Source organism: Streptomyces aureoversilis, from assembly GCF_042657885.1.
In the GTDB taxonomy this organism is placed as follows: domain Bacteria; phylum Actinomycetota; class Actinomycetes; order Streptomycetales; family Streptomycetaceae; genus Streptomyces; species Streptomyces aureoversilis.
Genome location: NZ_JBHSKJ010000001.1, coordinates 350,923 through 377,579, shown reverse-complemented (window position 1 = coordinate 377,579; position 26,657 = coordinate 350,923). Strand labels below are relative to the sequence as shown.

The 26,657-nt window shown below is 71.8% G+C and carries 21 protein-coding genes and 3 pseudogenes; 10 read left to right on the top strand and 14 right to left on the bottom strand.

The genetic code is table 11. The features are described from left to right. Window positions 1–430 precede the first annotated feature (430 nt). Window positions 431–1,564 (bottom strand): CU044_5270 family protein, encoded by a 1,134-nt coding sequence (locus tag ACFPP6_RS01505; RefSeq protein ID WP_382036106.1) that lies wholly within the window; start codon window positions 1,562–1,564, stop codon window positions 431–433. Further along, complete coding sequence (locus tag ACFPP6_RS01500; RefSeq protein ID WP_382036104.1) at window positions 1,561–2,442, bottom strand: sigma-70 family RNA polymerase sigma factor; 882 nt, start codon at window positions 2,440–2,442, stop codon at window positions 1,561–1,563. The genes ACFPP6_RS01505 and ACFPP6_RS01500 overlap by 4 nt, the downstream gene beginning before the upstream one ends. A 144-nt stretch (window positions 2,443–2,586) precedes the next feature. Between ACFPP6_RS01500 and ACFPP6_RS01495 the strand changes: the two genes are divergently transcribed. From ACFPP6_RS01495 to ACFPP6_RS36550, 4 genes and pseudogenes are all read left to right on the top strand, one after another. Next, a complete protein-coding gene (locus ACFPP6_RS01495) occupies window positions 2,587–3,546 on the top strand; it encodes a hypothetical protein (RefSeq protein WP_382036101.1) in 960 nt (319 codons plus the stop codon). Between the two features lie 49 nt (window positions 3,547–3,595). Then, complete coding sequence (locus ACFPP6_RS01490; RefSeq protein ID WP_382036098.1) at window positions 3,596–4,729, top strand: DUF4132 domain-containing protein; 1,134 nt, start codon at window positions 3,596–3,598, stop codon at window positions 4,727–4,729. Between the two features lie 43 nt (window positions 4,730–4,772). Further along, window positions 4,773–4,940, top strand: a pseudogene (locus ACFPP6_RS36555) (IS5/IS1182 family transposase); the annotation flags it as partial. Further along, a pseudogene (locus tag ACFPP6_RS36550) lies at window positions 4,919–5,194 on the top strand (IS5/IS1182 family transposase); the annotation flags it as partial. The pseudogenes ACFPP6_RS36555 and ACFPP6_RS36550, both read left to right, overlap by 22 nt. Before the next feature lie 21 nt (window positions 5,195–5,215). Here ACFPP6_RS36550 and ACFPP6_RS01480 read toward each other — a convergent pair. From ACFPP6_RS01480 to ACFPP6_RS01470, 3 genes are all read right to left on the bottom strand, one after another. Further along, complete coding sequence (locus tag ACFPP6_RS01480; protein ID WP_382036095.1) at window positions 5,216–5,722, bottom strand: GNAT family N-acetyltransferase; 507 nt, start codon at window positions 5,720–5,722, stop codon at window positions 5,216–5,218. Between the two features lie 42 nt (window positions 5,723–5,764). Next, complete coding sequence (locus tag ACFPP6_RS01475; RefSeq protein ID WP_382036092.1) at window positions 5,765–6,160, bottom strand: hypothetical protein; 396 nt, start codon at window positions 6,158–6,160, stop codon at window positions 5,765–5,767. Window positions 6,161–6,397: 237 nt separating this feature from the next. Beyond that, window positions 6,398–7,309 (bottom strand): helix-turn-helix domain-containing protein, encoded by a 912-nt coding sequence (locus ACFPP6_RS01470; protein WP_382036090.1) that lies wholly within the window; start codon window positions 7,307–7,309, stop codon window positions 6,398–6,400. Between the two features lie 98 nt (window positions 7,310–7,407). On the opposite strand from ACFPP6_RS01470, the gene ACFPP6_RS01465 reads away from it, so the two are divergent. Continuing rightward, entirely contained in the window at window positions 7,408–8,205 is a 798-nt protein-coding gene (locus ACFPP6_RS01465; RefSeq protein WP_382036087.1) for an NAD(P)H-dependent oxidoreductase, read from the top strand. Between the two features lie 701 nt (window positions 8,206–8,906). Here the strand turns inward: ACFPP6_RS01465 and ACFPP6_RS01460 are convergent. Beyond that, window positions 8,907–9,486, bottom strand: a pseudogene (locus ACFPP6_RS01460) (eCIS core domain-containing protein); the annotation flags it as partial. A 349-nt stretch (window positions 9,487–9,835) separates the two neighbouring features. On the opposite strand from ACFPP6_RS01460, the gene ACFPP6_RS01455 reads away from it, so the two are divergent. Then, entirely contained in the window at window positions 9,836–10,606 is a 771-nt protein-coding gene (locus ACFPP6_RS01455; RefSeq protein WP_382036084.1) for a nucleotidyltransferase domain-containing protein, read from the top strand. Between the two features lie 75 nt (window positions 10,607–10,681). Here ACFPP6_RS01455 and ACFPP6_RS01450 read toward each other — a convergent pair whose 3' ends face one another. The 4 genes from ACFPP6_RS01450 to ACFPP6_RS01435 form a co-directional block, all read right to left on the bottom strand. Then, window positions 10,682–11,548 carry a geranyl diphosphate 2-C-methyltransferase gene (locus ACFPP6_RS01450; RefSeq protein ID WP_382036082.1) on the bottom strand — a complete coding sequence of 289 codons (867 nt, stop codon included), beginning with the start codon at window positions 11,546–11,548 and terminating at the stop codon, window positions 10,682–10,684. Window positions 11,549–11,737: 189 nt separating this feature from the next. Beyond that, a complete protein-coding gene (locus ACFPP6_RS01445; protein ID WP_382036079.1) occupies window positions 11,738–12,997 on the bottom strand; it encodes a family 2 encapsulin nanocompartment cargo protein terpene cyclase in 1,260 nt (419 codons plus the stop codon). Between the two features lie 35 nt (window positions 12,998–13,032). Beyond that, on the bottom strand, window positions 13,033–14,460 hold the full coding sequence (locus ACFPP6_RS01440) for a family 2B encapsulin nanocompartment shell protein (protein ID WP_382036076.1): 1,428 nt from the start codon (window positions 14,458–14,460) through the stop codon (window positions 13,033–13,035). A gap of 335 nt (window positions 14,461–14,795) precedes the next feature. Then, window positions 14,796–15,626 (bottom strand): SAM-dependent methyltransferase, encoded by an 831-nt coding sequence (locus tag ACFPP6_RS01435; RefSeq protein ID WP_382036073.1) that lies wholly within the window; start codon window positions 15,624–15,626, stop codon window positions 14,796–14,798. 526 nt (window positions 15,627–16,152) lie between these two features. On the opposite strand from ACFPP6_RS01435, the gene ACFPP6_RS01430 reads away from it, so the two are divergent. Continuing rightward, window positions 16,153–19,662: a BTAD domain-containing putative transcriptional regulator gene (locus ACFPP6_RS01430; protein WP_382036070.1), complete on the top strand. Its 3,510-nt coding sequence runs from the start codon at window positions 16,153–16,155 to the stop codon at window positions 19,660–19,662. Window positions 19,663–19,688: 26 nt separating this feature from the next. On the opposite strand, the gene ACFPP6_RS01425 is transcribed toward ACFPP6_RS01430, so the two are convergent. Both ACFPP6_RS01425 and ACFPP6_RS01420 read right to left on the bottom strand, forming a co-directional pair. Beyond that, window positions 19,689–20,144 (bottom strand): hypothetical protein, encoded by a 456-nt coding sequence (locus tag ACFPP6_RS01425; RefSeq protein ID WP_382036068.1) that lies wholly within the window; start codon window positions 20,142–20,144, stop codon window positions 19,689–19,691. A 151-nt stretch (window positions 20,145–20,295) separates the two neighbouring features. Further along, window positions 20,296–20,832 carry a hypothetical protein gene (locus tag ACFPP6_RS01420; RefSeq protein WP_382036065.1) on the bottom strand — a complete coding sequence of 179 codons (537 nt, stop codon included), beginning with the start codon at window positions 20,830–20,832 and terminating at the stop codon, window positions 20,296–20,298. A 597-nt stretch (window positions 20,833–21,429) separates the two neighbouring features. Between ACFPP6_RS01420 and proP the strand changes: the two genes are divergently transcribed. Both proP and ACFPP6_RS01410 read left to right on the top strand, forming a co-directional pair. Further along, complete coding sequence (gene proP, locus ACFPP6_RS01415; protein WP_382036766.1) at window positions 21,430–22,971, top strand: glycine betaine/L-proline transporter ProP; 1,542 nt, start codon at window positions 21,430–21,432, stop codon at window positions 22,969–22,971. Between the two features lie 68 nt (window positions 22,972–23,039). After that, window positions 23,040–23,564 (top strand): hypothetical protein, encoded by a 525-nt coding sequence (locus ACFPP6_RS01410; protein ID WP_382036062.1) that lies wholly within the window; start codon window positions 23,040–23,042, stop codon window positions 23,562–23,564. A 113-nt stretch (window positions 23,565–23,677) separates the two neighbouring features. Here the strand turns inward: ACFPP6_RS01410 and ACFPP6_RS01405 are convergent, their stop codons facing one another. Both ACFPP6_RS01405 and ACFPP6_RS01400 read right to left on the bottom strand, forming a co-directional pair. After that, window positions 23,678–24,166: a GNAT family N-acetyltransferase gene (locus ACFPP6_RS01405; RefSeq protein WP_382036059.1), complete on the bottom strand. Its 489-nt coding sequence runs from the start codon at window positions 24,164–24,166 to the stop codon at window positions 23,678–23,680. Between the two features lie 119 nt (window positions 24,167–24,285). After that, the gene (locus tag ACFPP6_RS01400; RefSeq protein WP_382036056.1) at window positions 24,286–25,260 is read right to left on the bottom strand and encodes a hypothetical protein; all 975 of its coding nucleotides are present in this window, start codon (window positions 25,258–25,260) and stop codon (window positions 24,286–24,288) included. 220 nt (window positions 25,261–25,480) lie between these two features. Here ACFPP6_RS01400 and ACFPP6_RS01395 point away from each other — a divergent pair, with 220 nt between their 5' ends. Continuing rightward, window positions 25,481–26,467 carry an NAD-dependent epimerase/dehydratase family protein gene (locus ACFPP6_RS01395; RefSeq protein WP_382036054.1) on the top strand — a complete coding sequence of 329 codons (987 nt, stop codon included), beginning with the start codon at window positions 25,481–25,483 and terminating at the stop codon, window positions 26,465–26,467. The last annotated feature ends 190 nt before the right edge of the window (window positions 26,468–26,657 follow it).

The following is a 26,657-nucleotide window of genomic DNA, read 5'->3' as shown; positions in this document are numbered from 1 at the left end:
CTTCTGGATGACGCGTGAACTCACCGGCGGCGCGCAGGACGGAGCACACCTGTTGCAGGTGTGACGAAGAGGCAGCCGCATTCCGATGACCCACGCGGGGCGACTCAGACCGGTCGAGATTATGCCGTCAGCACTGCCCTCGCAGCCGGACGAACCAGCCACCAGGGAAGAGAAGTTACGGCTTCCGGACAATGCCGAGACCATCCGTCGGACCATTTCACGTTCCACCTGCAAACGGGGACATCCGACATGTCGAGTTCCGTATGCGACATCTCGTCTTCACGCAATCGCGCCGCTGTCAAGAGCCCCGCCACCCGGGCGGCGAGCGGCCGTGCGACGTGGCCGGATTTCCCTGAAGAACGGTTTCATGCCTAAAAATCTGGCCCAATGACGTAAAACAACCTGCCAGGCCGGAGATCACCCCATTTCGTCATCGGTGACCGCCGGGAATCTCGCCGGCGCGGTCGACCGCGGCCTTGGCGAGGACCGAGGAAGCGCCGACGACCGTCCCGGCCGGGCCCGCGTCGCCGGCTTCGGTGAGGACCGTTCGTTCACCGAGGAACGCGTACGTGCTCCGGTCGAAGACCCACTGCGTCTGCTGCCCGTGCGCCGTGCGGGCGACGGCGATGCCCGCCCGTCCCGCGGCGTCGGCGGCCGACCGCACCACTGTGACCCCGGGGATCTTCGCGGCGGCCTCGTAAAGCGCGGCACTGACCTTCGGGGGTGCCCAGGTCTCGGCGAGCAGGTCGCCGATCGCGGCGAACGCCCGCTGGTCCAGGTCCGAGTCCCGGTCCCGGTCCCGGTCCCGGTCCCGGCTTCCCCCGCGCGTCTCGTCCCGGATCAGCTTCAGCAGGGCGTCGGGGTCGGTGGGCAGCGACGCGACGTACCGGTGGGTCGGGTCGCCGATCGACGGGCTTTTGCGCAGCGTGGTCGGCCGGGGCGTGGCCCCGGGGCCGTCGAGGGCGTATACGGGAGCCTCGTCGGTGCCGAGCGGCGTGTCGGGCCGGCCCTCCTCGCGCAGCAGGCCCGGGCGGCTGCCGTCGGCGGACAGCCACACCTGCCGCGTGTGCACGGGGGCCATGGTCACGGAACCTCCCGCGGCGCCCTGTGCGGCGTAGGCGACCTTGCTCTCGACGTAGACGAACTGGTCGGCGCGGACCGTCGGCTGCGGTGCCGCTGCGGCGGCGAGGGCGATGCGGGCGAGGAGCCGCGTCGCTTCGGGTGTGCGGTCGGCACCGTCACGCCCCGGGGCCGCGGGGGCTCCGCTCCCGGGCGTGTCCGCAAGGTTCGCCGCCACGACGCCGCCCACCGCCAGGGCGCAGGCGACCGCCGGGGCCATGACCCGGACGACCAGGCGCCGGGGCGGGCGCAGTCGCGAGGCCCGGGCGGCGAGGCTCCCACGCGGCGCGTCGGCGGCGGCCTCGCGCAGCAGTGCCTCCTTCAGCAGCAGTTCACGGTCGGGGTCCAGGCCGGGGACCGGCGGCGGGGGCAGCAGGCCGGCGAGGCCGAGAGGGTCGGTCTCCTCGGACCCTGGGAGCGGACGGCGCCGCGGGGTGGTGTTCATCCGTGGTTCTCCTGGGTCGAAGGCCGGGGCGCGGGGATGCGGCCCGGTGCGGACTGGTCGAGCGGTGGGGCGGGGGCCTTGGCGAGCGGCTCGGCGTGGGGCCTGTCGAGCCGCTCGGCAAGGGACCGGATGACAGGCTTGCCGAGGGACTTGCCGCGCGGCGGGCCGGGCGACGCGTCCAGCGGCTTGGCGAGTGGCGTGGCAACTGGCTCGTCGAAGGCAGCGGCGGCTTCGTCGCCGACCGCCGCGCGAGGCCGCTCGGCTCCGGCCCTCCGAATCTCCGAGGTATCCGACGTATCCGAGGTATGCGAAGCCTTCGAGGCATGCGAGGTCTTCGAGCGCGCGGCGCGCGCCTCGGCATCGGCGAGTTCGCGCAGCCGGGTGCGGGCGCGGGACAGGCGCGACCGGACGGTGCCGACCGGCACGCCGAGCGCCTCGGCCGCCGCCGCGTAGTCCAGGCCCGCCCACACCACGAGGGTGAAGACCTCCCGGTCGCGGCGCCGCAGGCGGGCGAGCGCGGCGTGTGCGGCGCGCAGTTGCTCGGTGTCGGCGAGGTGCGTGACGAGGTCGTCGGCGAAGTCGGGAATCGAGCCGCGTTCCGGGACGCGGGCGAGCGCGATGTCGCGGCGGCGGCGTGCGCGGGCGTTGCGGCGCATGATGTTGGTGGCGATTCCCAGCAGCCACGGGCGCAGGCTGTCCCCGTCGGGGTGCACGCGCTCCCGGCCGCGCCACGCCTCCAGGAAGGTCGCCGAGACGACGTCCTCGGCCTCCGCCCAGTCGCCCGTCACCCGCAGGGCGTAGCGGTACAGCACTTGGGCGTGCTCGTCGTACAGCTCCGCCAAGGCGTCGCGGTCTCCGCGGCGGAAGCGGTTCCTCATCAGTGATTCCACGTTCTGCTCTGCCCCGCACGGCGCGCCGGTTCCGGTGATGTGCACCACAGGAGCTGCCGCCCGCAACGCGAGCCCCACCTCCAAGTGACGCAGGCCACAGGAACTCCGGTGCCCCGCGGCGCAGTGCAGATCATGACCACTTCTTCCGTACCCCGCCGGAGCGTCCTCCGGGCTCTCGCGCTCGCTGTCACCCTCGTCGGCTGTGCAACGTCGACCTGGGACGGCCAGGCCTTCGCCGCAGCGCAGCGGCCGGAGACGTACAGTCTCACGATCCGTCACCTCGACCGCGTCGGCAGCCCGACAGGGGCCTACGACACCACCGTCACCGGCATCTCGGGCCCGGGCTCCGGCGAGTCCGTCAACCCCCACGACGCCTCCGGCACGACCACCGTGCGTCTGCCCAAGGGTCGCTACCTGCTGGACAGTTACCTGACCACCGGCAAGGCCACGGCCGGCAAGGGCGGCACGGACGGCGCGGACTGGGTCGTCCAGCCGCGCCTCGATCTCGACCGTGACACCACCGTCACCGTCGACGCGCGCACCACGGCCCCCGTCGACGTACGGCCGCCCGACCGTTCCGCGGCGTTCCTGCACGGCATGATGGTCACCGAGGTCAAGCACGGTGGCACCACCCGCCTCGTCAACCGGATGCTCTCCACGCCGAACCTGCGCGTCGCGCACCTGGGCCCCGACTCCGAGCCGGGGTCGGTGAAGCAGTGGTACGACGCGTACTGGACGACCAAGTCCGCCGACTACGCGCTCGGCCACGTCTTCACCGGTTCCCGCGCACTGACCGGACTCACCAGGCACCCCTCCGCGAAGGACCTGGCCACCGTGCAGGTCCGCGGTGGTGCCCGGCCGGGCACCACCGGGCCCGCGACGGTCGACCTGCAGCCGAGCGCCGGACCGACCGTCGGTCTCAGCCGGCGTCTGACGGTCCCCGGCACCGCCACCTACTTCGTGACGCCCGAGCGCGGCACCTGGGACATCACCTACTGGTCCCCCACGGCGCCCGGCGCGCCGTCGAACCGCGCCACCGCCGACGGCATCGCCGTACGCGCCGGGAGCACGACCACCCGCACCTTCGAGTGACCACGGCCGTGCCGGGGGTGTTGTCAGTGGGCCTTGGCAGGATCGGCGCATGACCGATCGCGTGGAAGACCTGCTCGACCCCGGCAACGACTGGAGCCGGAGGATGCGGGACCGGCTGACGGGGCTGTCCCCCGAGCTGACGGAACTCGTCCTGCACCTCGGCACGTCCGTGGACTTCTGGAACCACCGGTACAAGGTCGACGTGGCGTGGAAGCGCCGGACCAAGGTCCTCCTGAAGGCCGGCGGCGCGGGCGAGCTCGTCCGCGCCGCCGTCCGGGAACTGTCCGTGGGCGGTTCGCTGCACGGCATGACCGACAACGAGCGCGTGATCCGGGAACTCGGCATGGGCAAGCCGCAGTCCCCCGCCCGGGCGGCGGCGATCGGCTTCACGCTCGCCGCCGGCCGGCTGGTCGGGGACGTCGACGGACTCGTCGGCGACCTGGCGACGGTCGCCCGGAAGAACGCCGCCGCCACGGACGTCTACTACCGCCCGGACGACGCACTGGCCGGCGCGGCCTTCACGGCCCTCGGCGAGCTGCGCGGGCTCGCGGCCATGGAGGCGCTGTGGGCCCTGCACTTCCAGGTGCCGACCGCCCGGCACCCGCAGGGGCACCTCGTCAAGTGCGTGAAGAAGGCGGCCGCCCGGCTGGGCGTGCCGCCGCACGAGCTGGCCGAGCGAACCGTCCCCCGGCACGGGCTGGAACCCGACGGCACCCTCACCATCGGCGGGATAGGGCGCGGGGCCGTATGGATCAACGCCTGGCTGGACGCGGTCATCACCCTGCACGACAACGGCCGGGTGACGGTCGTCTGGATCGACGAGGACGGCTCCGGCACCACGACCGGAGCGCCGTTCCGCACCCCCACCGGCTACAAGGCGCGCCACCACGCCGACAGCGTCAACTACGTTCGCAGCCTCGCGCAGCGCATCGAGAAGACCGTGGCCGACGAGCGGCACCGGCTGTCGGGCCTGGCGGCCCAGGGCCCGGACCTCACCTGGAGCGGGGCCGACTGGACCCGGTACTACCGTGACCACCCGGTGACGGGCGTGGTCACCCGCTCCTTGGACTGGGAATACGAGGTCCCGGACGGTCTCGGCTTCCGCCCGCTGGACCCGGGCGCCGCGTCGGCTTCGCTGCCCACCACGGCGCGGGTGCGGTTGCGCCCCCGGACGGCGCCGTAGGGACTGTCCGAGGAGTCGGGTGACGTGCCCGTGCCCCCTGGGCGTGGACTCCACGGTGTGCCGTGCCCACCAGCACGCCGCCGGGGCCCGTCACCGGCCGGCATCGATACCAGGACGTCGCAGGCGGCCAGTCCAGCATCGGCCCGACGAGGCGGTGGGCCGCTCGCGCGGCGGGCTTACCACCAAGAGGCGTACAGCTCCCGCCGGAATCGCTTCTACCCACGGCGTCGGCAGATCCGGCACACGATTCCCGAGCGCCGGGACCAGCGGGCCAACCGCCGGCGCCGTGGTAGTCAAGGCGGCCGGCCCGCTGGCTTCGACCGGATGCGCTATGCCCGCAGGAACGAAGTCGAGCGGACCATCAACGCGTTCAAGGGCTTCCGGGCCGTGGCGACCCGGTATGACAAGAGAGCGTTCGTCTTTCACGGCACGGTCACTGTCGCCGCGATCCGGCTGTGGATCCGTCAGCAGTTCGCCGGACGGTCTTCAGAGGGGGATGCTCATTTCGATGCGCAGGATGTGTGGCGGGTTGGTCCGGGGCTTGAGCCATCCGGTGGGGACCGCTCCCACGCTGCGGAAGAGCCGTACCGCCGGCCTGTTCGCCGGAATGACCTGGCCCCGCAGATCGCTGTCGCCGCGTCGGCGGGAGTGGTCGATCATGGTGAGCATGAGCCGGCGGGCCAGGCCGCGGGTTCTGCCCTGAGGGTCCACCCACAGGCTGCCGCCGTGACCGTACCCGGCCTGGGGTGTGTAGCGGGCCGTGCCCACCGGGGAATCGTCCACGCCGGCCTGCCAGAAGACCGATGTGGCCAGTAGTTCCTGCCAGTGGGACGGTGGAAGAGCGGCCTCGGCCTCGCGTACCCCGTCCAGCAGGGTGCCCGTGTGGCTGAGGGAACGCAGACGGAGCTCACGCAGGAGTGGCCACTGCGTGGGGTCCAGGATCTCGATACGGGCCTGCTCTTCCGCAGCTGACTGCGGGCCCTTGGGGGCCAATGAGCGCCTCTCTCCGTCGCGCACGTACCTTCGGCAGGGCTGTTACCGGTGGTCGTTCACCACGCAGGTGGTGTGGCTGAGGACGCTGACCAGGCCGTTCCCGCAGGAATTGCTGTGATCGGAGGCATTGCCGGACGCGACGTTCGACAGGACTCCCCCGAAGTGCGCGGCGCCGGCCTCCCCCGCAGAGCCCTTCCCGTGGTCCGGGCCATGGTCGGTGACGCACTCGGTGTGGCCCGCCACGTTGGTCCGGGGACCGCCGCAGGTGTTGCTGTGGCCGTCGGCGTTCTTGGAGCCGAGGTTCGACAGCAGCCCACCGACGACAGCGTCACCGGAGGGCACCGGGCCACCGTGATCAGCGGCCCCGGCAGGGGAGGCCGGGCCGAGGACCGCGAAGGCGAGCACGGCGGGGACCGCCAGGGACAGGACAGGACGCATACGCTCCACAGGACCCTTTCTGCACAGGGACGAACAGTACGGTTCACGAACGTAGGCCAGCCCCAACTGCCCTGAAAGAGGCGTGCATGAGCGCTGGACGGCGTGCGCACTGGGCAGGGGGACGCATGAGGCGTAACGAGCTCCTCCCCGAGCGAGCGGAAAGATGCCGATGTGGGCCCGGCCGCATGACCCATCGGACACGCCTTGGCGCTCGAGGGGCCCGGACGAAGGCGGTCGTCAGACCGGAACAGGCACATCCGTCACGGCCGTGGCCGGCCGGGTCAGCCGGGCCAGGGCCGACGCCTCCTCGCTGCCCTCCTCGGCGCTGAACACGTGCACCACCAGCCCCGTCTCACCGGGCGCCGCCGGGACGTGCAGCGTCTCGAAGTCCAGGGTGAGCAGCCCGGCCTCGGGGTGACGAAGCCGCTTGCGGCCCGCTGCGCACATCACGACCTCTCCGGTGGCCCAGATCCTCCCGAAGTCGGCGCTGTGCGCGGACAGTTCGTTGATGAGGGCGGACAGGTCCGTATCGTCGGGGTAGCGGCCGGCAGCGACCCGTAGCTGGCCCACGGCCTCCGCCGCCCTCATCTCCCAGTCGGGGTGGACGGCGCGGGAGGCCGGGTCGAGGAAGAGGTACCTGGCGTTGTTACGGTCGCGGCTCCCCTGCCCGGGCGCGCCGCCGATCAGTTCGGCGCCCAGGGCGTTCCAGGCCACCACGTCCATGCGGTGGTCCGTCACGAACACCGGGAAGCGCTCCAGGGAATCCAGCACCCGCTGCAGGAGGGGGCTGACCTCCGCCCTGGGCACGGGGTCGCGCCTGGCGCCGGCGAGCGTGTCCAGGTGCTTGCGCTCCGCCGCGTCCAGGCCCAGCGCCCCCGCGAGCGCGTCGAGCACCTCCGCGGACGGCTGGGTGGCCCGGCCCTGCTCCAGGCGGACGTAGTAGTCCACGCTGATGCCGGCGAGCTGGGCCAGCTCCTCGCGGCGCAGCCCGCGCACCCGCCGGCGGCGACCGCCTGCGAGCCCGACCTGTTCGGGTGAGACGCGCCCCCTGCGGGCGCGCAGGAATCCGCCGAGCGCCCGCTGGGCATCGCCGCCAACCCCGTCAACCCCGCCGACTCCTCCGATGTGACTGCCGTCCACGCCGTTCATACGCTCCAGTATGCGTGGCCCTGGCAGTACCAGGATTACGGATCCGCAGGTAAAACAGGGTGCTGGCTACCCGGGCGCGGCCGGGAGAACGTAGCTGCATGAACGACTCCGCACCGCAGCAGCAGCAAAAGAAGATCCTCCTCGTCACCGCCCACCCCGAGCCCCGCTCGCTCACCACCTCCCTGGCCGCCTTCGCGACCGAGCACCTGCGCGCCGCGGGCCACGAGGTGCGGGTCTCCGACCTCTACGCGATGAAGTGGAAGGCCACGGTCGACGCCGACGACTTCCCCGACGAACCCGGGGACGGGCGGCTGCACGTGATGGCCGCCTCCGAGCGGGCCACGCTGGCGGGCCGGCTGTCCGCCGACGTCGCGGCCGAGCAGGAGAAGGTGCGCTGGTCGGACGCGGTGATCCTGCAGTTCCCGATGTGGTGGTTCTCCATGCCCGCGATACTCAAGGGCTGGGTCGACCGGGTGTTCACCGCCGGCTTCGGCTATGGCCCGACCCTCCCTCCGCCCTACTCCGAGAGCGCCCTCGGAGGGCGGCGGGCGCTGGTGTCGGTGACGGCGGGCGCCCGGGAATCGTCGTTCTCCGACCGGGGCATTCACGGGCGCCTCGCGGACGTCCTCCACCCGGTGCAGCACGGCCTGTTCTGGTTCACGGGCATGACGCCGCTCGAACCGTTCGGGGTGTACCGCGCCAACGACCTGCCGGAGGAGCGGTTCGAGGCGGCGAAGCGGGAGTACGCGCGCCGTCTCGACGGCCTCTTCACGGACGCCCCGGTCCCCTACCGGACGCTCACCGGCGGCGACTACGACCATGACATGCGCCTCCTGCCGGGCGTGGAGACGCCGGGCACCAGCGGACTCGACCTCCATGTCCGCCCGCACAGCTGACTGAACGTTGGGCATCCACCTCACCGGACTGCCCAGGTGCGGCCGGGGCGGCGGACGACATTGAACAGCCGACGCACCCAGGGCCAGGAACAGGTGACGCCCCGACCGATATGTCGGGGCGTCACCTGAAACCTTCACCAACGCACCCTATGATGGCGGGTTGCAGTGGTAGTCAACAGTAACTGTTCCATCCCCGACAGTCGCGATGGCGTCAAAGATGACAGCCTGTCCGTTGACGTCCACGGCCACCTTCTTTGCTGTGAACTTCCCCGGCCCCATCGGGGACCATATAAGCTCTTCGGTATTCGCCTCGCCAAAGAGTGCGGGGATGCAACGCACAGGATATTCTGCCGAGTTGACCCTGTGCCAGTTCAGATCCACATGCGATTTAAACTTGGTGCCCCGGCCCCCCGTGTACGCCTTGAGTTCCCCAATAGGCGACGACTGGTGCTTGTTCTGGTGACTGTCCATGACGACTCGCACCTTGCGCTCACCGACGGTCCTGGAAATCAGCTCAATGTCTTCCTGCGGACCGCCGGAATTCTCAGCCACCGCGCCGGCCGGCTTGCCCTTCTTTGCACCTCCCTGATTTCCACCTCCTTGCTTTCCGCCGCTCGCCCCTTTCGCATTCCCCTTGGCCATCCGCTGGAGCGGTGTGTCACCATTCGACGAAGAGTACGATCGAGTCACACGCTGGACTTCCTGGGGCGGAGCCGAACCGGCCATCGCTCGTGCGGCATTGGCTTCCGCTTCACGTTCGAACCGGTCGGAAGGGTCGGAGACCTTCAGCCCCGATCCGTTGTCCGCGCCGGCGACGGGACCTTGACGCTGTTGAACTACATGGGTGAGTTCGTGAGCGAGGGTGCGCTTGTCCCCACCACCGTCGCCGATGACTACGTGGCTGCCGGAGGTGTATGCACGGGCGCCGACCTCAGCGGCCGAGGCTTTGGCGGCGCTGTCGTCGTGAATGCGCACATCGGAGAAATCAGCTCCGAGGCGGTTCTCCATGTCACTGCGGATGGAATCGGCCAGCGGGCGACCCCTACTGCGCAGTACCTCATGGACAGCAGAGCTCTGCGCGTCAGGCTGCGCGGCTTGCTGATGCTGTTCCCTGGTCCAGGGACGGTCGGCCCGACGGAGCATCTGAACAATTGCCGCGTTACCCGCGGCACTCTGCAAGCCGATAAGCCTCTGGAGTGGCCCGCTCTCGCGTGCATTCTTTTGGGTTGAGTCCCGGCCGTGCTGTACTTCCGGCAATCCGACGTTCTCTTGTTTCCGCAAGGGTACGCCTCTCTTTGCCTACGGAAAGCGCAACCCTTCCTTGATACAGGCTCGCCGACGAGGGGGCAAGGTGCCCCAGCGCAACGCGCACTGGGCGAACAGGCAGAGTTGCACCAGCCCGGACCGAGTGATGCGACTGGTCGCAGCACTCGCTGCCGGAAGCGCAGGCCGGCCGAGTGCGCCGGGCGCCTCGTCGGTGGCCGGGCAGGTACAGTCTGCGTCATGAAGTGATGACACGCCCCGGCACATCGAATCACCTCACGCCGTCCGAGCCTCTGCTCCGGCGTTCGTCCGGTGTGCCCACATCGCCTGTCGTCCACTTCTCACGCGTTCTCAGGATCGGATCCCCATGACCGACGACAAGCTCTTCCTCGACCACGTCTCCGGCCGGCTCGCGGCCCTGACCGCCGTACGCGCCGTCACGCTCGGCGGCTCGCGCGCCCAAGGCACCCACACACCCGGCAGCGACTGGGACCTGGCCGTGTACTACCGCGGTGGTTTCGATCCGGCCGAGTTGCGTGCCGTCGGCTGGGAAGGCGAGGTCTCCGGGATCGGGGGCTGGGGCGGCGGCGTCTTCAACGGCGGGGCGTGGCTCACGATCGACGGCCGGCACGTCGACGTGCACTACCGCGACCTCGACGTCGTCGAGCATGAACTCGCCGAGGCCCGGCAGGGCCGCTTCCACTGGGAACCGCTGATGTTCCACCTCGCGGGCATCCCCAGCTACCTCGTGGTCGCCGAACTCGCCGTCAACCAGGTGCTGCGCGGCACCCTGCCCCGCCCCGAGTACCCGCAGGCCCTCCGCGAGGCGGCCCCGCGGATGTGGCGGGAGCGGGCGGCCCTGACGCTCCACTACGCCAAGGGCGCGTACGTCGGGCGCGGCCAGGCCGCCGAGGTCGCGGGCGCGCTGGCCGTCGCCGCCATGCAGACGGGGCATGCGGTGCTCGCGGCGCGCGGCGAATGGGTCACCAACGAGAAGCGGCTCCTGCAGCAGGCCGGTCTACGGGGCATCGACGCGATCGTGTCCGGGCTCCGGCCGGAGCCCGAAGCCCTGGCACGGGCGATCAACGAGGCCGAGGGGCTCTTCGAGCGGGCACACGCGACGACTTCGGTGCGCTGATCCGCTCGGCTCAGCCCGCCACGGGGCGGGGCCGGGGCCGGAACGGCCTTCGCCCGGTCCCCGCGCGTGCTCGCGTCAGATGCGGTCGGCCGCGATCAGGAGGTAGTGGAAGCTGCCCTCCTTGTACGCGGTCAGGAAGGGGTCCTCGACGCCGGTGGCGAGGGAGGACTGGGCGCGCAGCTCCCAGTAGGGGATCGTCGCGGCCGTGAGGTCGACGACGTTGATGGGCACGAGGCCGTTGGCGGCCATGGCCTTGAAGTAGGCGCTGCGGGGGTGGATGTTGCAGGTGTAGTGCTCGTCGATGCGGCTGACGGCCTTGGAGCGCAGGCCCGTCACGTCGTTGGAGCAGCCGGTGATGGTGACGTAGCGGCCGCCGTAGGCCAGCTGGCGGGCGTGCTCGGCGAAGAGCTCGTTCAGGTCCACGTACATGGTGGACTCGTTGTTCCAGATGCCCTGGAAGGCGCCGGTGGGCAGGCCGGTGTCCAGCATGTTGGCGAAGTGGTAGCGGACCTTGTCGTCCACGCCGCGCTTGCGGGCCTGCTCGTTGGCGAAGTCGACCTGGGCCTGCGAGATGGAGACGCCGTCGGCGCGGCAGCCGAAGCGGGCGTTGGCCATGATGCTGGTGCCTCCGCGGCCGCAGCCGGCGTCCAGGACGCGCTGGTCCGGGGCGATGGGGCCGAGGTGGTCGAGGAGGACGTCGGCCTGTGCCGACTCCAGCCGGTGCAGTTCCTCGATGATGCGCTGGTCCCGGGTCTCCTCGGGGCCGTCCAGGACGGAGGGGTCGTAGTCGCCGAGCCCGTAGTGGTGGTGGTAGAGGCCGTCGACGTCGCCGAGGCGCAGGTTGACCGGGTCCTTCTCGTTGTTCCAGTACTCCGCCACGGACTTCTGGTACGCGGTGCGCAGGACGCCGGTGGACGCGGCGGGGGCGGGCGTGGTCGTCATGGGTGGGTGCTCCTTACAGATTGCGGCATGCGTGTGGCAATGGCGATGGCGATGGCGATGGCGATGGCGATGGCGATGGCGATGGCGATAGAGCGTGGAATGCGCTGAACGTGTCGCATGCGCGGTATCGCGTGGATGTGCAGGGGACGTGCTGTGGATGTCCGGGGGCGGCAGCCGAGAGGGCCGGGCTCACGCGCCGTTGTAGCGGGGGCTTCCGGCATGCCATTCGCGGTTGCCGCCGAGCCAGGCCCAGACTCCCCCGAGGAACCGGCGCAGCTCGGGCGTTCCGGTGAGGGCGAGGGCCGCGGCCTCCGTCTCGTAGGTGTGCACGAGCTCGTCGTGGATCTCCGCGCTCCGCTCGATCGCCTCGCGCAGCGAGCAGCCGTCTTCCTCGGCGATCACGACGGGGAGGTTGAACTCCACGCCCGAGGAGTCGTGTTCCTTCGTCATCGAGTACAGGTCGTTGACGAGCGTGGCGGCCGTGGCGGCCATCGTCACGGCGCGGCGCACGCGCGGTTCGGCGTATACGGAGGCGGGCAGCGCGTAGCCGCTGACCACGTCGGCGAGTGCGATGCAGGGGAGGAAGCTGTTGATCTGACGGTGAGCCAGGTATTCGCTGACTCCGGGCATACGGCCCTGGGAGCGCCACGAGCCCTCCTGCTCGTAGCCCACGAAGAGGACGGCGACCTCGTGCCGCAGCCGGGCGACCTGCGAGGGCTCCGCGTAGCGGGACAGGTGGTCCAGGCCCGAGCGCAGGGCGACCCGTACGGGGTCCTGCCGCATCTCCTCCTCCCACGCCGGCGCGTAGCGGGCCGGGAGGTGGGAGGGGTCGACGGCCGTGTAGGCGAGGCCGAGGTGGGAGCCGAGGAGTTCGGTCCGGGAGCCCATGGTCTCGTCGTCGCAGTAGTAGTCGTCCGTGGCCCACTCGGCCAGGGCGCACTTGCCCGCAGCCAGCAGCCGGTCCGGGTCGTCGCTGTCGGGGTGGGCCAGCATCATCAGGCGGCCGAAGTCGGCCGCGCGGACGCGGTCGAGCCGTCCGTCGTAGATGCCGACCTCGTCCGCCCAGTCCACCAGCCGGTCGTTGACCTCCCGGGCGAGCGCGGGGTCGTCGCGGAGCGCGGGCGGGCAGTACAGCTCGGGGACGCCGGTGCCGCGGCCGTCCGAGGCTGCGGCGCCGGAAGCGGCGGAAGCACCGGCGATGCCGGGGGAGCCCGGGGCGTTGGCCCTGCCGACCTCCTCGGCCTTCCCGGCCGCCGCGAGGCGGGCGGCGGAAGTGCCCAGCCCCGTCGGCCCGGTGGTCAGGACGGTGCCCGCCGGGCGAGGGGTGGTGCCGGGCAGCGCCTGCGGTGCCGGCCGGCGGGCGCCCTGGCGGTGGGTGAGCAGCGTGGCCACGAGCCGCGCCACGTCGTGGTGAGCCGGCGGCGCGGTGATCCGGGACAGCAGTGACAAGGTTCTTCTCTCCGTTCCGGGGGGTGGGGTGCCCGTCAGGACGGGGTGTGGAAGACCTCGGCGTTCTCGAGGACGCCGAGCGCGTCGGGGACGAGAACGGCCGCCGAGTAGTAGGTGCTGACCAGGTAGGAGATGAGGGCCTGGTCGTTGATGCCCATGAACCGCACGTTCAGGCCGGGCTCGTACTCGTCCGGGATGCCGGTCTGCCGCAGGCCGACCACTCCCTGCTCGCCCTCGCCCAGGCGCATGGCGAGGATGGAGGAGGTGCCCTCGTCCGAGACGGGGATCTTGCCGCAGGGGAGGATCGGCACGCCGCGCCAGGCGGGCACGGGGTGGCCGTTCACGTCGGCGCTGCCGAAGGACAGGCCCCGCTTGTTGCACTCGCGGGCGAGGGCGGAGATGGCCCGGGGGTGGGCGAAGAAGGCCTTGGTGCCGCGCCGCATGCTCAGCAGCTCGTCCATGTCGTCGGGCGTGGGCGGGCCGGAGTGGGTGGAGATGCGCTGGCTGTGGTCGGCGTTGTGCAGCAGGCCGAACTCGGGGTTGTTGACGAGCTCGGACTCCTGGCGCTCGCGCAGCGCCTCGATGGTCAGGCGCAGCTGCTGCTCGACCTGGTCCATCGGGTCGTTGTAGAGGTCGGCGACGCGGGTGTGGACCCGGAGGATCGTCTGGGCGACGCTCAGCTCGTACTCGCGGGGGGAGAGCTCGTAGTCGACGAAGGTGCCCGGCAGGGCCGGCTCGCCGGTGTGCCCGGAGGCGAGGGTGATGTTCGCCTCGCCCTTCTTGTTCTGCGGACGCGCCTTTTCGGCCTGGCGCCGGCGGACGTGGGCCCGCAGCTCCTCGTGGCGGCCCGCCACCTCCTCGTAGGCGTAGCGGGGCAGGGCCAGGACGGTGCACGCCGTCATCGCGCGCGCCGTGAACTCCCACTTGCCCGGCTCCTCGGCCACGGCCTGCGCGCCGAAGAACCCGCCGTCGGCCAGCACGCCGCGCCGGGTCTCCTCGCCGTACTTGCCGGTTCCGGCCTTCTCGACCTTGCCGTGCGCGATCAGGTAGACGTGGTCGACGGGACGGCCCCGTTCGGCGATCACCTGGCCGGGTTCGTACTCCTGCTGCCGGCAGCGCTCCGCGAGCGCCCGCAGCGTCCCTTCGTCGTGGAATCCGCGCAGCAGCGGCAGTTCCCCCAGCTCGGCGGGGACGACCTTGACCGCGGCGCCTTCCTGGACGAAGGTGATCCGGCCGTCGCCGACCTCGTACACCAGGCGCCGGTTGACCCGGTACGTGCCGCCCTTCACCTCCACCCACGGCAGCATGCGCAGCAACCACCGGGAGCTGATGCCCTGCATCTGCGGGACGGTCTTGGTGGTGCTGGCCAGATTCCGCGCAGCGGCGATCCCCAGGCTGAGCTGGGCCCGGCCTGCGTGCTGTTCGGGCTGCTCCGGCTGCTGCCGGTGCGCTGCGGTCGACATCCCGGTCCCTCTTCCGTCTCGGCGCATGCGTCAAGAGGGAGCCCCTGAAGTCGCCCGATCGGGCGACTGGAGCTCCCGCCGCGCAAGTGAAGCAGCGCCTGATGATGTTGGTCGAGGTGACCGGGACGGCATCGTCGTCTTTGCGCCATGAGGGGGTGCTGGTTCGTGCGACCCGCACCGGTTTCCGGAGTACTTCAGGATGGCAACCAGGGCTGACCTGGTGGGATTATCCGCATATTCCTCACCCCGGACCGGCGCACCGGAGAGTCCCGGCACCGGGGGCGAGGTGGCCGATTCCATGCGGTCGAGTCGCCCGCCCGAGGTATGACGGCCAGTCAGACCGGCTTCTGGGCGGCCAGCAGGACAGCGCCGAACTCGTCGACGTCGATCATGTCGGCGGGGCCGAACTTCTCCCCCGCAGCCGCGTCGAACGCGGTCCGCAGACCTCCCTCTCCCCGGCGGGACCTGCTCATCCGGTCGAACGTCCGGCGCACGCACTCCTCGGTGATGTCGAGGAGTTCCGTGAAGCGCAGGCCCGCCCGGCTCAGCATGGGCACGTAGTCCTCGGGCCGCGCCAGGGTCATGATGAAGTCCCGCAGGCACCGGTCCATGGCGGAGCGCAGCCCGGCCGGGATCGGATCCCGCTCGAAGAAGTCGGTCAGCACCAGCCGGCCTCCGGGCCGCAGCACCCGCCGGATCTCGCGGAACACCTGCTCGCGGTCGGGCATGTGGAAGATCGATTCGATGGCGATGGCCGCGTCGAAGGAGTTGTCCTCGAAGGGGAGCCGCATGGCGTCGGCGTAGCGGAACTCCACGCGGTCTCGGAGCCCTGCCGCGTCGGCGAGCGCGGTGGCGCGGGCGACCTGCCCGCGGCTGACGGAGATGCCGGTGACGTGCGCACCGGTGCGCCGGGCGATCCGCATGGCCGGCTGCCCCACCCCGCAGCCGATGTCGAGGACCCGGTGGTTCTCGTCGACGTGCAGGCGGTCCGTCATCATGTCGGTGAGCCGGTCGGCGGCCTCCACGAGCGGCACACCGTCGTCCTCGGCGTCCCAGTAGCCGAGGTGGAGACTTCCGCCGACCGTGCCGGTGTCGAGCGCGGTCAGGCGGTCGTAAAGGCGTCCGACCTCTTCGGGGACGGGGAAGACGGTGTGAGCACTGGACACTAAGGTCCTCCGTTTCTTGTCTGAACGTGTCTTGTGGACGGTCTGCCGGACGGGCCTGCCGGACGAGGAAAGCGGAACCCCTCACGCCACCCCCGTTGGCGTGAGGGATTCCGTCGCGTTCGTGCCACGCCACGTTTGCCGTCGATAGCAGTGGCTGTTCCGGTGACGGACATCGTGCGCCACCGCCCTTGCGGCACCCTGGCCGTGCCACTGACGTTTCCTTGCCGACCCCTGCGGCCGGATTCGGCCGTACTGGCGAAGACCCTGCAGTAGCCTCGCCATTCGCTTGCCGTGCGCTTGCCGATGGCTTGTCGTGATCTTGGATTGCCCTGGTGCGTATGCCAAGATCCGATTTGTAAGGCACCGGCCTCTCCGCGCCGGACGCCCGTCATCAGTCGCGTGTGCGAGAACGATTGGGACCGACATGCCCGCATCTCCGACGCCGGAGCCGACACCGACAGCCCCGCCGGCAACCGAGCCGGCGGCCACCGCCCCGAGCGAGCCCCTCCTGAGCGTTCTGGGTCCCATGTCGGCGCGCCACGACGGGCACGACCTCCCGATCGGCCCCCCGCGCAGGCGGGCGCTGCTCGCCCTGCTCCTCATACGCCCCGGCCGCGTGGTGTCCACGGAACTGCTCGTCGAGGAGCTGTGGGGCGAGGAACCGCCGCGCCGGGCCGTCGCCACGCTCCAGAGCCACGTCTCCCACCTGCGCCGCGCCCTCCAGCCGGCGGCCGGGCCGGACGGTACGCCGGTGCTCCGCCACCGGGCGGGCGGCTACGTCCTGGAACTCGACCCCGCGCGGATAGACGTCTGCCGCTTCGAGCTCCTGGTCACCGAAGGGCGGCGACTGTTGGAGCAACGCGACCCGCTCGCCGCGCGGGACCGGCTCACGCAGGCGCTGGCCCTGTGGCGGGGCACGCCCTACGGGGAGTTCGACGGCCATCCGCCGCTCAGTGACGAGAGCACACGGCTGGAACACGTCCGCCTCACGGCCGTGGAATCCTGCGCGGAAGCGCGGCTGGCCCTCGGAGCGGCCGAGGAGGTGGCCGCCGACCTCGAGCAGGAAGCGCGCCGCCATCCGGCGCGGGAGCGCCTCGTCGGCCACCTGATGACCGCCCTGTCCCGGCTCGGCCGGCAGGCCGAGGCTCTGGAGGTCTACGAACGGACGCGCAGCCACCTGGCCGAAGAGTTCGGCGTGGGCACGGCCGCCGCGCTCCGCCGCGTCAGGACGGCGATACTCCGCCAAGAACCGGGAACGGGAGGCCCTGGCGAGGAATCGCGCCACGGACGCGTCGATCCCCTGGTCCGCGGCACGGAGGACCACGTGACGGATGCAGTCGATACCGTCGATGCGGCGGATACGGCGGATACGGCTGGTGCCGCCGCCGTGCCCGGCGGAACCGTCCCGGCGGACGGCACCATTCGCGTCGTACGCAACGCAGAGCGAGAGCAGCTCGGCACGGCCGCGGCCACCCACAGCAGCGGAGGGGCCGGAACAGCCAAAGCAACCGGAGCAGCCGGAACAACCGGAGCAGCACGTACAGCCGACACCACCGATACCACCAGCACCTCTGACACCCCCGACGCCACCGGCACCACCGACACCACCGAGCCCGGGCTCCCCCTCGGCCAGTCGCCGTTCACCGGGCGCAGCGAGGAGCTGCAGCGGCTGACCGCCGCGGCGACGAGCGCGCTGTCCGGGCACGGGCACGTGGCCGGTGTCCTCGGCCCCGCCGGAGTCGGCAAGACCCGGCTGCTCCTCGAACTCGCCCCACGGCTGGAGGCCGTCTGCGCGAGCCGGGGCGGCGCGGACCTGGAAGTGATCTGGAGCCACTGCTTCCTCAGCGAGGGCGTACCGCCCTACTGGCTGTGGACGCAGGTCCTCCGGCGGCTGTCCGTCACCCGCCCGGACGCCTTCCGCCGCGCGGCGGAACCGTTCGGCTGCCTCCTCGCCCCGCTCATGCCCGAGCGGTCGGCCGGGCCCGGCACCGGCGGGCCCGGCGCCGATTCCGACTGGGGGCAGGCGCGGTTCCTCACCCACGACGCGGTATGCGAGGTCCTGCTCACGCTGGCCGGGCAGCGTCCGCTCGTCCTGTTCCTGGAAGACCTGCACTGGGCCGACACCGCCTCGCTCGACCTGCTCCGGCTGCTGAGCACGCGCCGCCAGGGCCACCGGCTCGGCATCGTGCTGACCGCCCGCGAGTTCGAGGTCGAGGCCGACGCCACGATGCGCCGGATGCTCTCCGAGGTCCTGCGCGGCCCCAGGACCGAGACGCTGCGGCTCGACGGGCTCTCCCGGCAGGCCGTCGCCGCCATCGTCGTGGCGCAGGCCGGGCCGGGCGTGGACCCGAAGGTCGTCGAAGTGCTGCACCGGCGCAGCGAGGGCAACCCGTACTTCGTCATGCAGCTCCTCTCCCTCCTGGGGGACCCCCGCAGCCTGCACCGGCCCGACGCGGCGGACGTGCTGCTGAGGCGCGTTCCGACGGGGGTGCGCGAGGTGCTGCACCAGCGGTTCGCGGCGCTGCCCGAACCGGTGCTGCAGGTGCTGCGGCTGTGCGCCGTCATCGGCTCCGAGGTCGACACCGACCTGCTGCACCGCACGGCCGCCGCGGACGAACCGGTCGCCGGGGCGCTGGAGTCGGCGATCCGCGCCGGGCTGCTCGGGGAGGAGCCGCACCATCCGGAGCGGATCCACTTCGCCCACGCCCTGGTCCAGGAGACGCTCATCGAGGAGCTGGCGCGCGAGGACCGGCAGCGGCTGCACGCCCGGGTCGCCGAGGCGCTGTGCGCGCGCAGGCACGGGCAGGTGGGGGACGGGGACGTCGAGCAGGTGGCCCACCACACCTGGCACGCCGGGAGTGCGCTGCCGCCCGCGCAGGCGCTCCCGCGGCTGCTGCGCGCCGCCGACCAGGCCGAGCAGCAACTGGCGTACGAGCGCGTGGAGACGTGGCTGCGCCGGGCGGCGCACCTGGTCGGCCTGCTGCCCCACGACGACCCCTCGGCCCTGCCCCTGGAACGACGGCTGAACATCCAGCTCGGGCAGGTGCTGGCCACGACCCGGGGCTACGGTCACCCCGAGGCCGAGACGGCGCTCGCGCACGGCCGGGCCCTCAGCGCGGCCACCGAGGCGCCCGAGGACCCGTCGGTGCTCTGGGCGCTGTGCGCGGCGTATCTGGTGACCGGCCGCTACGACGCCTCACGGCGGTTCTCCGGCCTGCTGCGGGGCCTCGCGGAACGGACCCGGGAGCCCGTGGCGGTGCTCGGCGCGGCGTACGGCGAGGGCATCGTGCTGCACATCCGCGGGCGGCTGCCGCAGGCGCTCGCCGAGCTGGAGCACGGGGTGGACATGGCGGACCGCTACGCCCGCGAAGGGCATGCGCTGGCCCGCACCTTCCAGCACGACCCGCGCGTCTCCTGCCGCTCGTACAACACGTTCACCCACTGGCTCCTCGGCGACCGGCGGACCGCGGCTGCGCGCCGGCGCGAGCTTCTGCACCTGACCGAGTACGACAGCAGGCCTTCCGACCGGTCCTTCGCCCTCTACGTGGACGCGGTCGTGGCGGCCTGGGAGGGCGACGCCCGTACGGCCCGCTCCTCCGGCGCCGAAGGCGCCCGCCTGGCGGGCGAACACGGGCTGCTCTACTGGAAGGCGATGCTGGGCCTGCTCGAAGGATGGGGCCTGACGCACTCGGGGTGGGAGGACGACGGCCTCGCCCTGATGCACGTCTCCCTGGCCGAACTGCGCCGCTCCAGCACGCTCTTGCGCCACCCCCTCCATCTGGGCCTGCTCGGCGAGGCGCAGCACCGCGCCGGGCGGCCCGAGGAGGCGGGTGAGACCTTCCGCGCGCTGCTCGCGGCCGTCGAGCAGCGCGGAGAACAGGTCTATCTGCACGAGGCCCTGCCCGCCACCCGGCTGCTGCGCGACCTCCTGGGGAGCGGTGCGGCAGGGGCGGTGGGAAGGGCGGCGGCGGGGGCGATGCCTCCCCATGCCCGGTGGGCGTCCCGAAGGCCTCCGGGTGGCCTCGCCGCCATATGACGCCTCGCAGCGGTCCACACGGCCCGCTACGTGACGGGCTCGGCTTCGAGCCAGCGCTGCCGGCGCGCCCCGCGGTACTCCAGCGCCGGCCACCCCAGGCCCTCCAGAACGCGGGCGCAGCGCTGGAGGGCCTCGTGCTGCTGGGCGGCGGCCCCGCTGCCCGGCGGGCCGAGCCACTCGACCCGTACGCTCCCCGGCTGTTCCCCCGGACGGACGCGGTAGCCGGTCGCGGAGCGCTGCCCGTCGGCGTCGCGAGCGGAGGGCGGGATGCCGGCGGCTTCGAGGACGAGGGCGACGGCACGCACCGGCTGACGCCGTTCCCAGTCGGCGGGGCCGGACGACGGGTCCGTGAGGTGGCCGTTCATCAGCCGCCGGATCTGCAGCAGCCCTTCCATCGCCTCGCGGACCGCCGCGGCCCGCTCGGAGGCGTCCCCCGACGGCGGGCGGCCGTCCCCGGTGTCCACCTCGAACGTCCCCCTCATGCGGCTGCCTCCTTGCGCGTCGATCCGGCCAGGGTTCCGGCCGTCACCTGCCGGGCCGTCGGTCCGGCCGTCACCTGCCCGCCTGGTGCCCGTCCCGCTCCCCGGAAACCCACTATGGGCGCAGCCACTGACAACACCGCGCGTACGGCCGTCAGGCGCGGCGCCGCCTCAAGCGGCCGTACAGGATGAACGCCTCCATCCCGGCCAGCAGGCCCCCGCAGGTCCAGGCCGTGCCCGGCGACAGCCCCGGGGCGTCGCTGCCCAGGCGCGGCCTCAGCCAGCCTTCCGGGTCCGTGACGATCGTGACCTTGTCGCCCTGCCCGAGGCTTTCGTCGCAGCCCTTGCGGTCGCCGACCTCGGCCCTGTGCGTCTCCCCCGAAGCGGACCACACGACCGAGCAGGTGCGCCCTTCATTGCCGTGTTTGCGGTAGTACGTGGAGACGTCGGCGACCAGCGCCTCGTGGACGGTGCCGCGCTGCCCCAGGACGTAGTCGTCCAGGGCCGGGCCGGCGAAGAGGACGAAGGAGAAGCCGAGGACCGCCATGCCCGCGCCCGGTCCCGGGCCGCACATGCACCAGGCCGCGATGAGGATGACCACCGTCAGGGCGAACCCGGCGAACAGCAGCAGCATGTCGTCCGGCGGGTTCAGCCACGAGACGGCGGCCAGGAGTGCCGGTGTGAGCAGCATCGTGGCCACCGTGCCCGGCCACCTGGGCCTGCCGCCGCCCCGCCCGGCGGCCGTCGCGCCCGGGTCCGCCGCTCCCCGGGCCCCCGCCCGTCCGCGTATGCCGGTACCCGTATCCGCATCCGCATCCGTCCTGCTGCTCACCACGAGCTCACCACGCCTCGATCTCTTTCTGCTCCGTACGGGGAGCCCCGTTGAAGGACCCCGACGGGCGAGGCTACGCGGTGGTGGCCCCAAACGCCGTACGGACGGTAGTAGTTGACGACCCGACGCATTGCGGGCACAAGCCCTGTCACCGGACAATCCACTCAAAGCAGGGAGGCTCACCCGGCGGGCGTGACGCGGCTCTCGCCGGTGTGGGCGCGACGGATGGGCAGGGGGACGCGACCGTTCCCCCGGCGGGTCACGGGGCTGCCGGGGGCCGGGCGATGTTCAATGCATAAACCACAGGATTCGGCCCATGCGTCTCTGTACGCCCCAGGAGCCTCAGCGCCCGGACCCCCGACCCGCCGGCAGGTGAGTGTGAGCCCCGATCGCAAGAAGACCCCGAAGCCCGGGCACCGCGTCCCTGCGCGCGGTGGCGCGACCGCCACCGACCGGATGCTCCGCACCCTGCTGCGGCGCCGCAAGAAGTCCCTGAACATCGAGGACGTCACGGTCACCGACCGCCCCCAGGTCCGCCGCGCGGTGCTCGCCGCCGCACTCGGCAACATGATGGAGTGGTTCGACTTCGGGGTGTACGCCTATATGGCGGTCACCCTGGGCAGGGTCTTCTTCCCCTCCACCTCGCCCGGCGCCCAGGTCGTCTCCGCCTTCGCCACCTTCGCGGCTGCCTTCCTCGTCCGGCCCCTCGGCGGCCTGGTCTTCGGCCCGCTCGGCGACCGCATCGGACGCCAGCGCGTGCTCGCCGCCACGATGATCATGATGGCGGTGAGCACGTTCGCGGTCGGTTTCCTGCCGGTCTACGCGACGGCCGGCTTCGTCGCCCCCGTCCTGCTCCTCATCTGCCGTCTGGTGCAGGGCTTCTCCACGGGCGGCGAGTACGCCGGAGCCACCACGTACATCGCCGAGTACGCGCCCGACACCCGCCGCGGGTTCCTCGGCAGCTGGCTGGACTTCGGCACGTTCGTCGGCTACGCGCTCGGCTCGGGTCTCGTGACCGTGCTCACCGCGGTCCTGGGCACCGACGGCATGACCGACTGGGGATGGCGCCTGCCCTTCCTCGTCGCCGGGCCCCTCGGACTGATCGGCCTGTACATGCGGATGCGGCTCGAAGAGACCCCCGCCTTCCGCGCGGAGACCGAGGCCGCCCGGGCACGGACGCCGGGCGCCGCCTCCGGAACGACCTCCGAGGAGGAAAAGGTCGAGGAAGACATCGAGCAGGCGCGCCAGTCCGGCCACGGGCGGCTCAAGGAGATCTTCACCAGGCACTGGGAGGCGGTGCTGATCTGCATGGGGCTGGTCGTCGTCTACAACGTCACCAGCTACATGGTCACCTCGTACCTGCCGACCTACATGACCGAGACGCTGAAGAAGGACGCCACCACCGCACAGCTGCTCATCCTCGGCACCATGGTCCTGGTGGCCCTCACCATCACCGTCGTGGGCCGCTCCTCCGACCTGTGGGGGCGCAGGCCCATGTTCATGGCCGGCAGCGCCGCCCTGATCGCCCTCGCCTACCCCTCGATGCTCCTGGTCCGCGCCGGCGGGGCGCTCCTCCCGGCCTTCGGCTGCCTGATCCTCGGACTGCTGCTGGTGTGCTTCGCGGGCACGGCCGCCGCGACCCTGCCGGCGCTCTTCCCGACCCGGCTGCGCTACGGGGCCCTGTCCGTCTCCTACAACATCTCCGTGTCGCTCTTCGGCGGCACCACTCCCCTGGCGGTCTCCGCCCTCCTCGAAACGACCCGCGACGCAATGATCCCCGCGTACTACCTGATGGCGGCGGGCGTGATCGGGCTCGTCTCGGCGTTCTTCCTCCACGAGACGGCGGGCAGGCCGCTGCGCGGCTCGGGGCCGATGGTGGAATCCGCGGAAGAGGCCCGGGTCCTGGTCGCCGGAAGCCGCACCGAGGCCGGCCGCCGCGCCAGGGACATCTGGGTACGCCTCCGCCACCCGGGCCACCGGCACCACGAAGACCGGTGACCGGCCCCGATCTGCCGGCCCGGCCCCGGCCCCGCCCCCGAGGCTGACGACACGCATAGAGTGCACCGATGGATCTCAGTTCAGTGGTCATCGCCGTGGCCGGTGTCGGAGGTACCCTGGGCGGGGCGTTGCTCACCCAGCGCGGCTCCGAACGCGCGAAGCGCCGGGAAATAGAGCTCGTTCGCAGCCATGAGGAGATCCGCGAGAACCGCTCGCTCCGCCGTGCCTGCTACACAGAGCTCAACCGGGACGCCCGGCAGTTCACCACGGCGCTCAACCGCCACCTGCACGTCATGCGGGAACGCGACGTCGAGGACGCCGACAGGGACACGCTGGACGAGGCGAAGAACGCCCACCGGGACCGGTACTCCGAAGCGCAGATGATCGCCCCCGACGACGTCCTCACGCGGGCGCACGCGGTCAACCAAGCCCTGAACGAGGTCTACGGGCAGGTCAAGCGACTCGAACGCCATGAGCCCGGGCCGGGCGAGACGCTGGACTCCGCGGCCCGGGCGCAGCACGCGGTCTGGGAACTGCTCCGGGTCATGAGGACTGCCATGCGGCACGACCTCGGGGTGTCGCCCCGGAGGTAGAGGTGCCCCGGAGCCGGGAGGGCGACTGGGCAGGGCGAGTTCGGCCGTCCGGTGGGTTCGGCTCGGGGAGCCGGACCCACCGGGCACTCGGACACCGTTGCGCCCGCTTTCGTTCAGAGTCGGCGGTACATGAGGTGCAGGCCCACCGGCCCGAGTTCGGGATGCATGAAGGCACCGGGAACGGTCCCGAGGACGGCGAAGTCGAGGCGCTTGTAAAGGTCCACCGCGGCGTGGTTGGACTCGACCACGGCGTTGAACTGCATTCCCGCGTAGCCGCGCTCCTCCGCCCAGTCCACCGCGAACTGGCACAGGGCCCTGCCCACGCCCTTCCCGCGGGAGCCGGCCTCCACCATGAAACTGGCGGTGGACACGTGGGAGCCGGGGCCCGGCCGGTTCGGTCCCATCTTGGCGGTGCCGAGGACGCGTTCGCCCTCGACGGCGACGACGGTCAGCCCGGGCGGCTCCTCGACCCACATGCGGGCGTCCGCCTCGGTCATCTCCGGGTCGTAGACAAAGGTTTTCCGCTCCTGGACGACGTCCCGGATGATTTCCCACACCTGGGGCCAGTCGGACTCTGCGAATTCACGGATGTGCATGTTCATGGCCGTACGCTAGCGGTGGCCGACGTCATGGGCGGGCGCGAGGGAGCGGGGGCGCTCGACGTCCGGCGCAGCCGATGGGCCCGTTGCAGGCGGGCCCATCGGGTTCGGCGCGGCCCGGCTCAGCCGAAGAAGACTGAGGAGACGTCGTTGTCGAAGCCGATCGTGGCAAGGTCGGCGACATCGCCGCCGACGACCTTGGACTTGCCGGTGCAGTTGCGTCCGGACCAGATCTTCAGGCTGCCCTGGGCCTGGAGGGAGGAGGCAACGTTGTCCCGGGCCACGTTCTGGCAGCCCTTGCCGGCCAGGCCCTGCGCGGGGTCGCCGAAGTTGCGGTCGTCGAAGAGGACGACGCTGGTGGCGGGCTTGGCCTGCGAACTTCCGCCGCCGCTGCCACTGCCACTGCCACTACCACTTCCGCTGCCGCTGCCACTCCCCGTGCCCCCGCCCGCGCCGCCGCCGGCCTTCTTGCCGTCGGGGGTGACGCCGAACCAGGTGCCCCCGACCCCCTGGCCCTTGGTGTCGCCGGGCTTGGTGTCCTTGCCGAAGCGGTAGACGGGCCAGCCGCCGACGGTGACCTGGAGGGTGCCGTCGTCCCGCTTGACGGTGCCTACCTTCGACTTGTCGACGCCGTCGAGGAAGACCCTGCCGCCCTGGGCGACGACGACCGGCGGCCAGGTGACCGCGCAGTCGCCGTTGCAGGCGGACTTCGACGGCTTCGCGGTGTCCTTGTCGAAGCGGTAGAGGGTGAAGCCGGCGCCGTTGACCACGACCGGGTCCAGGCTGCCCGCCTTGGACGCGGAGAGCTGCACCCAGCGCTGCGCCTCGGGCTTCGTGGCGGGCTTTCCGGGCTCGTTCGCCCAGTCGCCCGTCATGGGCTGGGCGTTGTTCTTCTTCGCCGTGCCTCCGAGGAAGTTCAGCGCCTGCCCGCCGGACTGGGCGTCGGCGTTCGCGCCCGCCCGGGCGGCGGCACCGGCGGAGGCCGATGTGGCCGGCGCCGAGGAGTCCTTGCCGTCACCGCCTCCTCCGCAGGCGGTGAGCAACAGGGCCCCGGCGGCGGCCGACGTCACGATCGCTGCAGTGCTCTTGCGGAACATAGGAGATCCCCCCAGCCATGGCCCCGGTTCCCTCCCGGGGCCGTCTCCCCCCTGTACGGAGCCCGTTCCGCGAAGACCTCAGCCGGTTACCGTTCCGATACACAACGTGGACGATGTAACAGCGCGATCAGCCGGCGCCCCCTCCGCCCCTGCCCGGTTCCCGGGTCTGCCCGCAGCAGATCCCCTTGGTGTCCGGCGTGCGCGGTGCTTGAGTGACCGCATGGAGATCTTGGTACTGGGCGGGACGGCATGGCTGGGCCGGGAAGTGTCGCGGCAGGCGCTCGAGCGCGGCCACCGGGTGACGTGTCTCGCACGCGGCGAGAGCGGGCAAGTGGCGGACGGGGCGGTGCTGGTGGCCGCGGACCGGCGCGATCCTTCGGCGTACGATCCGCTGCTCGACCGCGAGTGGGACGCGGTCGTCGAGGTGTCGTGGCAGCCCCGCTTCGTCCGCGAGGCACTCCGGGCCCTGGGCGGCAGGGCCGCGCACTGGGCCTACGTGTCCTCGGCCAGCGCCTACGCCTCCCACGGCCTGCCGGGCGCGGACGAGTCCGCGGAGCTGCTGACGCCGACCGACCGGGACGAGGTCGGCCGCGAGCTGTACGGCGAGGCGAAGTCCGCCTGCGAGCAGGCGTCGACGGCCGCAGTGGGCGACCGCCTCCTCATCGCGCGCGCCGGTCTCATCGGCGGCCCGGGCGATCCCAGCGGGCGCTGCGGCTACTGGGTGGCCCGCGCCGCGCGCGATCCCCACGGGCCCATGCTGGTTCCCGACACGCCCGCCATGCCGACGCAGGTGATCGACGTACGGGACCTCGCCGCCTGGCTGCTCGACTCCGCGGAGGCGGGAACCACCGGCACGTACAACGCGGTCGGTCCGGTCCTCCCGTTCGAGGAGTGGATCGAGATGTCCCGCAGCGCGGGCGGGCACACGGGGCCGCTGGTCCGCGCCGACTCGGCGTGGCTGCTCAACAACGGCGTGGCCGAGTACATGGGGCCGGAGTCGCTGCCGATGTGGCTCGTCGAGCCCGGGTGGGAGGGGTGGTCGGACCGGGACGGATCGGCCGCATCCGCCGCCGGGCTGCGCCACCGCCCCCGGGCGGAACTGCTGGCGGACACCCTGGTGTGGGAACGCGAGCAGGGGCTGGACCGGGAACGGCGGGCCGGCCTCAGCGCCGGGCGCGAGCGCGAGCTGCTCGACGCTCTCGACTGAGGCCGCAACCCGGTGGTACGCCACGCGCCTTGAGCCGACCCGGCCCTGATCGCATCGGACGCCCGTCACACCTCACTGTCCACCACTCTTTCGGGTGGACGGTGCCGCCGGCCGGCGTGACGGGTCCATGCCCGGGCAGGGACCGCCGAGTCGTGGTCCGACCCTGCACATCCGCCACCGGAGGTTTGCC

Coding starts and splice junctions, on each gene's coding strand:
- proP (WP_382036766.1), top strand. CDS start 21,430: ATGCTCCGCACCCTGCTGCGGCGCCGCAAGAAGTCCCTGAACATCGAG.
- ACFPP6_RS01450 (WP_382036082.1), bottom strand. CDS start 11,548: ATGACGACCACGCCCGCCCCCGCCGCGTCCACCGGCGTCCTGCGCACC.
- ACFPP6_RS01470 (WP_382036090.1), bottom strand. CDS start 7,309: ATGAACGGCGTGGACGGCAGTCACATCGGAGGAGTCGGCGGGGTTGAC.
- ACFPP6_RS01395 (WP_382036054.1), top strand. CDS start 25,481: ATGGAGATCTTGGTACTGGGCGGGACGGCATGGCTGGGCCGGGAAGTG.
- ACFPP6_RS01440 (WP_382036076.1), bottom strand. CDS start 14,460: ATGTCGACCGCAGCGCACCGGCAGCAGCCGGAGCAGCCCGAACAGCAC.
- ACFPP6_RS01475 (WP_382036092.1), bottom strand. CDS start 6,160: ATGCGTCCTGTCCTGTCCCTGGCGGTCCCCGCCGTGCTCGCCTTCGCG.
- ACFPP6_RS01465 (WP_382036087.1), top strand. CDS start 7,408: ATGAACGACTCCGCACCGCAGCAGCAGCAAAAGAAGATCCTCCTCGTC.
- ACFPP6_RS01405 (WP_382036059.1), bottom strand. CDS start 24,166: ATGAACATGCACATCCGTGAATTCGCAGAGTCCGACTGGCCCCAGGTG.
- ACFPP6_RS01490 (WP_382036098.1), top strand. CDS start 3,596: ATGACCGATCGCGTGGAAGACCTGCTCGACCCCGGCAACGACTGGAGC.
- ACFPP6_RS01495 (WP_382036101.1), top strand. CDS start 2,587: ATGACCACTTCTTCCGTACCCCGCCGGAGCGTCCTCCGGGCTCTCGCG.
- ACFPP6_RS01455 (WP_382036084.1), top strand. CDS start 9,836: ATGACCGACGACAAGCTCTTCCTCGACCACGTCTCCGGCCGGCTCGCG.
- ACFPP6_RS01420 (WP_382036065.1), bottom strand. CDS start 20,832: ATGCTGCTCACACCGGCACTCCTGGCCGCCGTCTCGTGGCTGAACCCG.
- ACFPP6_RS01505 (WP_382036106.1), bottom strand. CDS start 1,564: ATGAACACCACCCCGCGGCGCCGTCCGCTCCCAGGGTCCGAGGAGACC.
- ACFPP6_RS01500 (WP_382036104.1), bottom strand. CDS start 2,442: ATGAGGAACCGCTTCCGCCGCGGAGACCGCGACGCCTTGGCGGAGCTG.
- ACFPP6_RS01425 (WP_382036068.1), bottom strand. CDS start 20,144: ATGAGGGGGACGTTCGAGGTGGACACCGGGGACGGCCGCCCGCCGTCG.
- ACFPP6_RS01410 (WP_382036062.1), top strand. CDS start 23,040: ATGGATCTCAGTTCAGTGGTCATCGCCGTGGCCGGTGTCGGAGGTACC.
- ACFPP6_RS01430 (WP_382036070.1), top strand. CDS start 16,153: ATGTCGGCGCGCCACGACGGGCACGACCTCCCGATCGGCCCCCCGCGC.
- ACFPP6_RS01400 (WP_382036056.1), bottom strand. CDS start 25,260: ATGTTCCGCAAGAGCACTGCAGCGATCGTGACGTCGGCCGCCGCCGGG.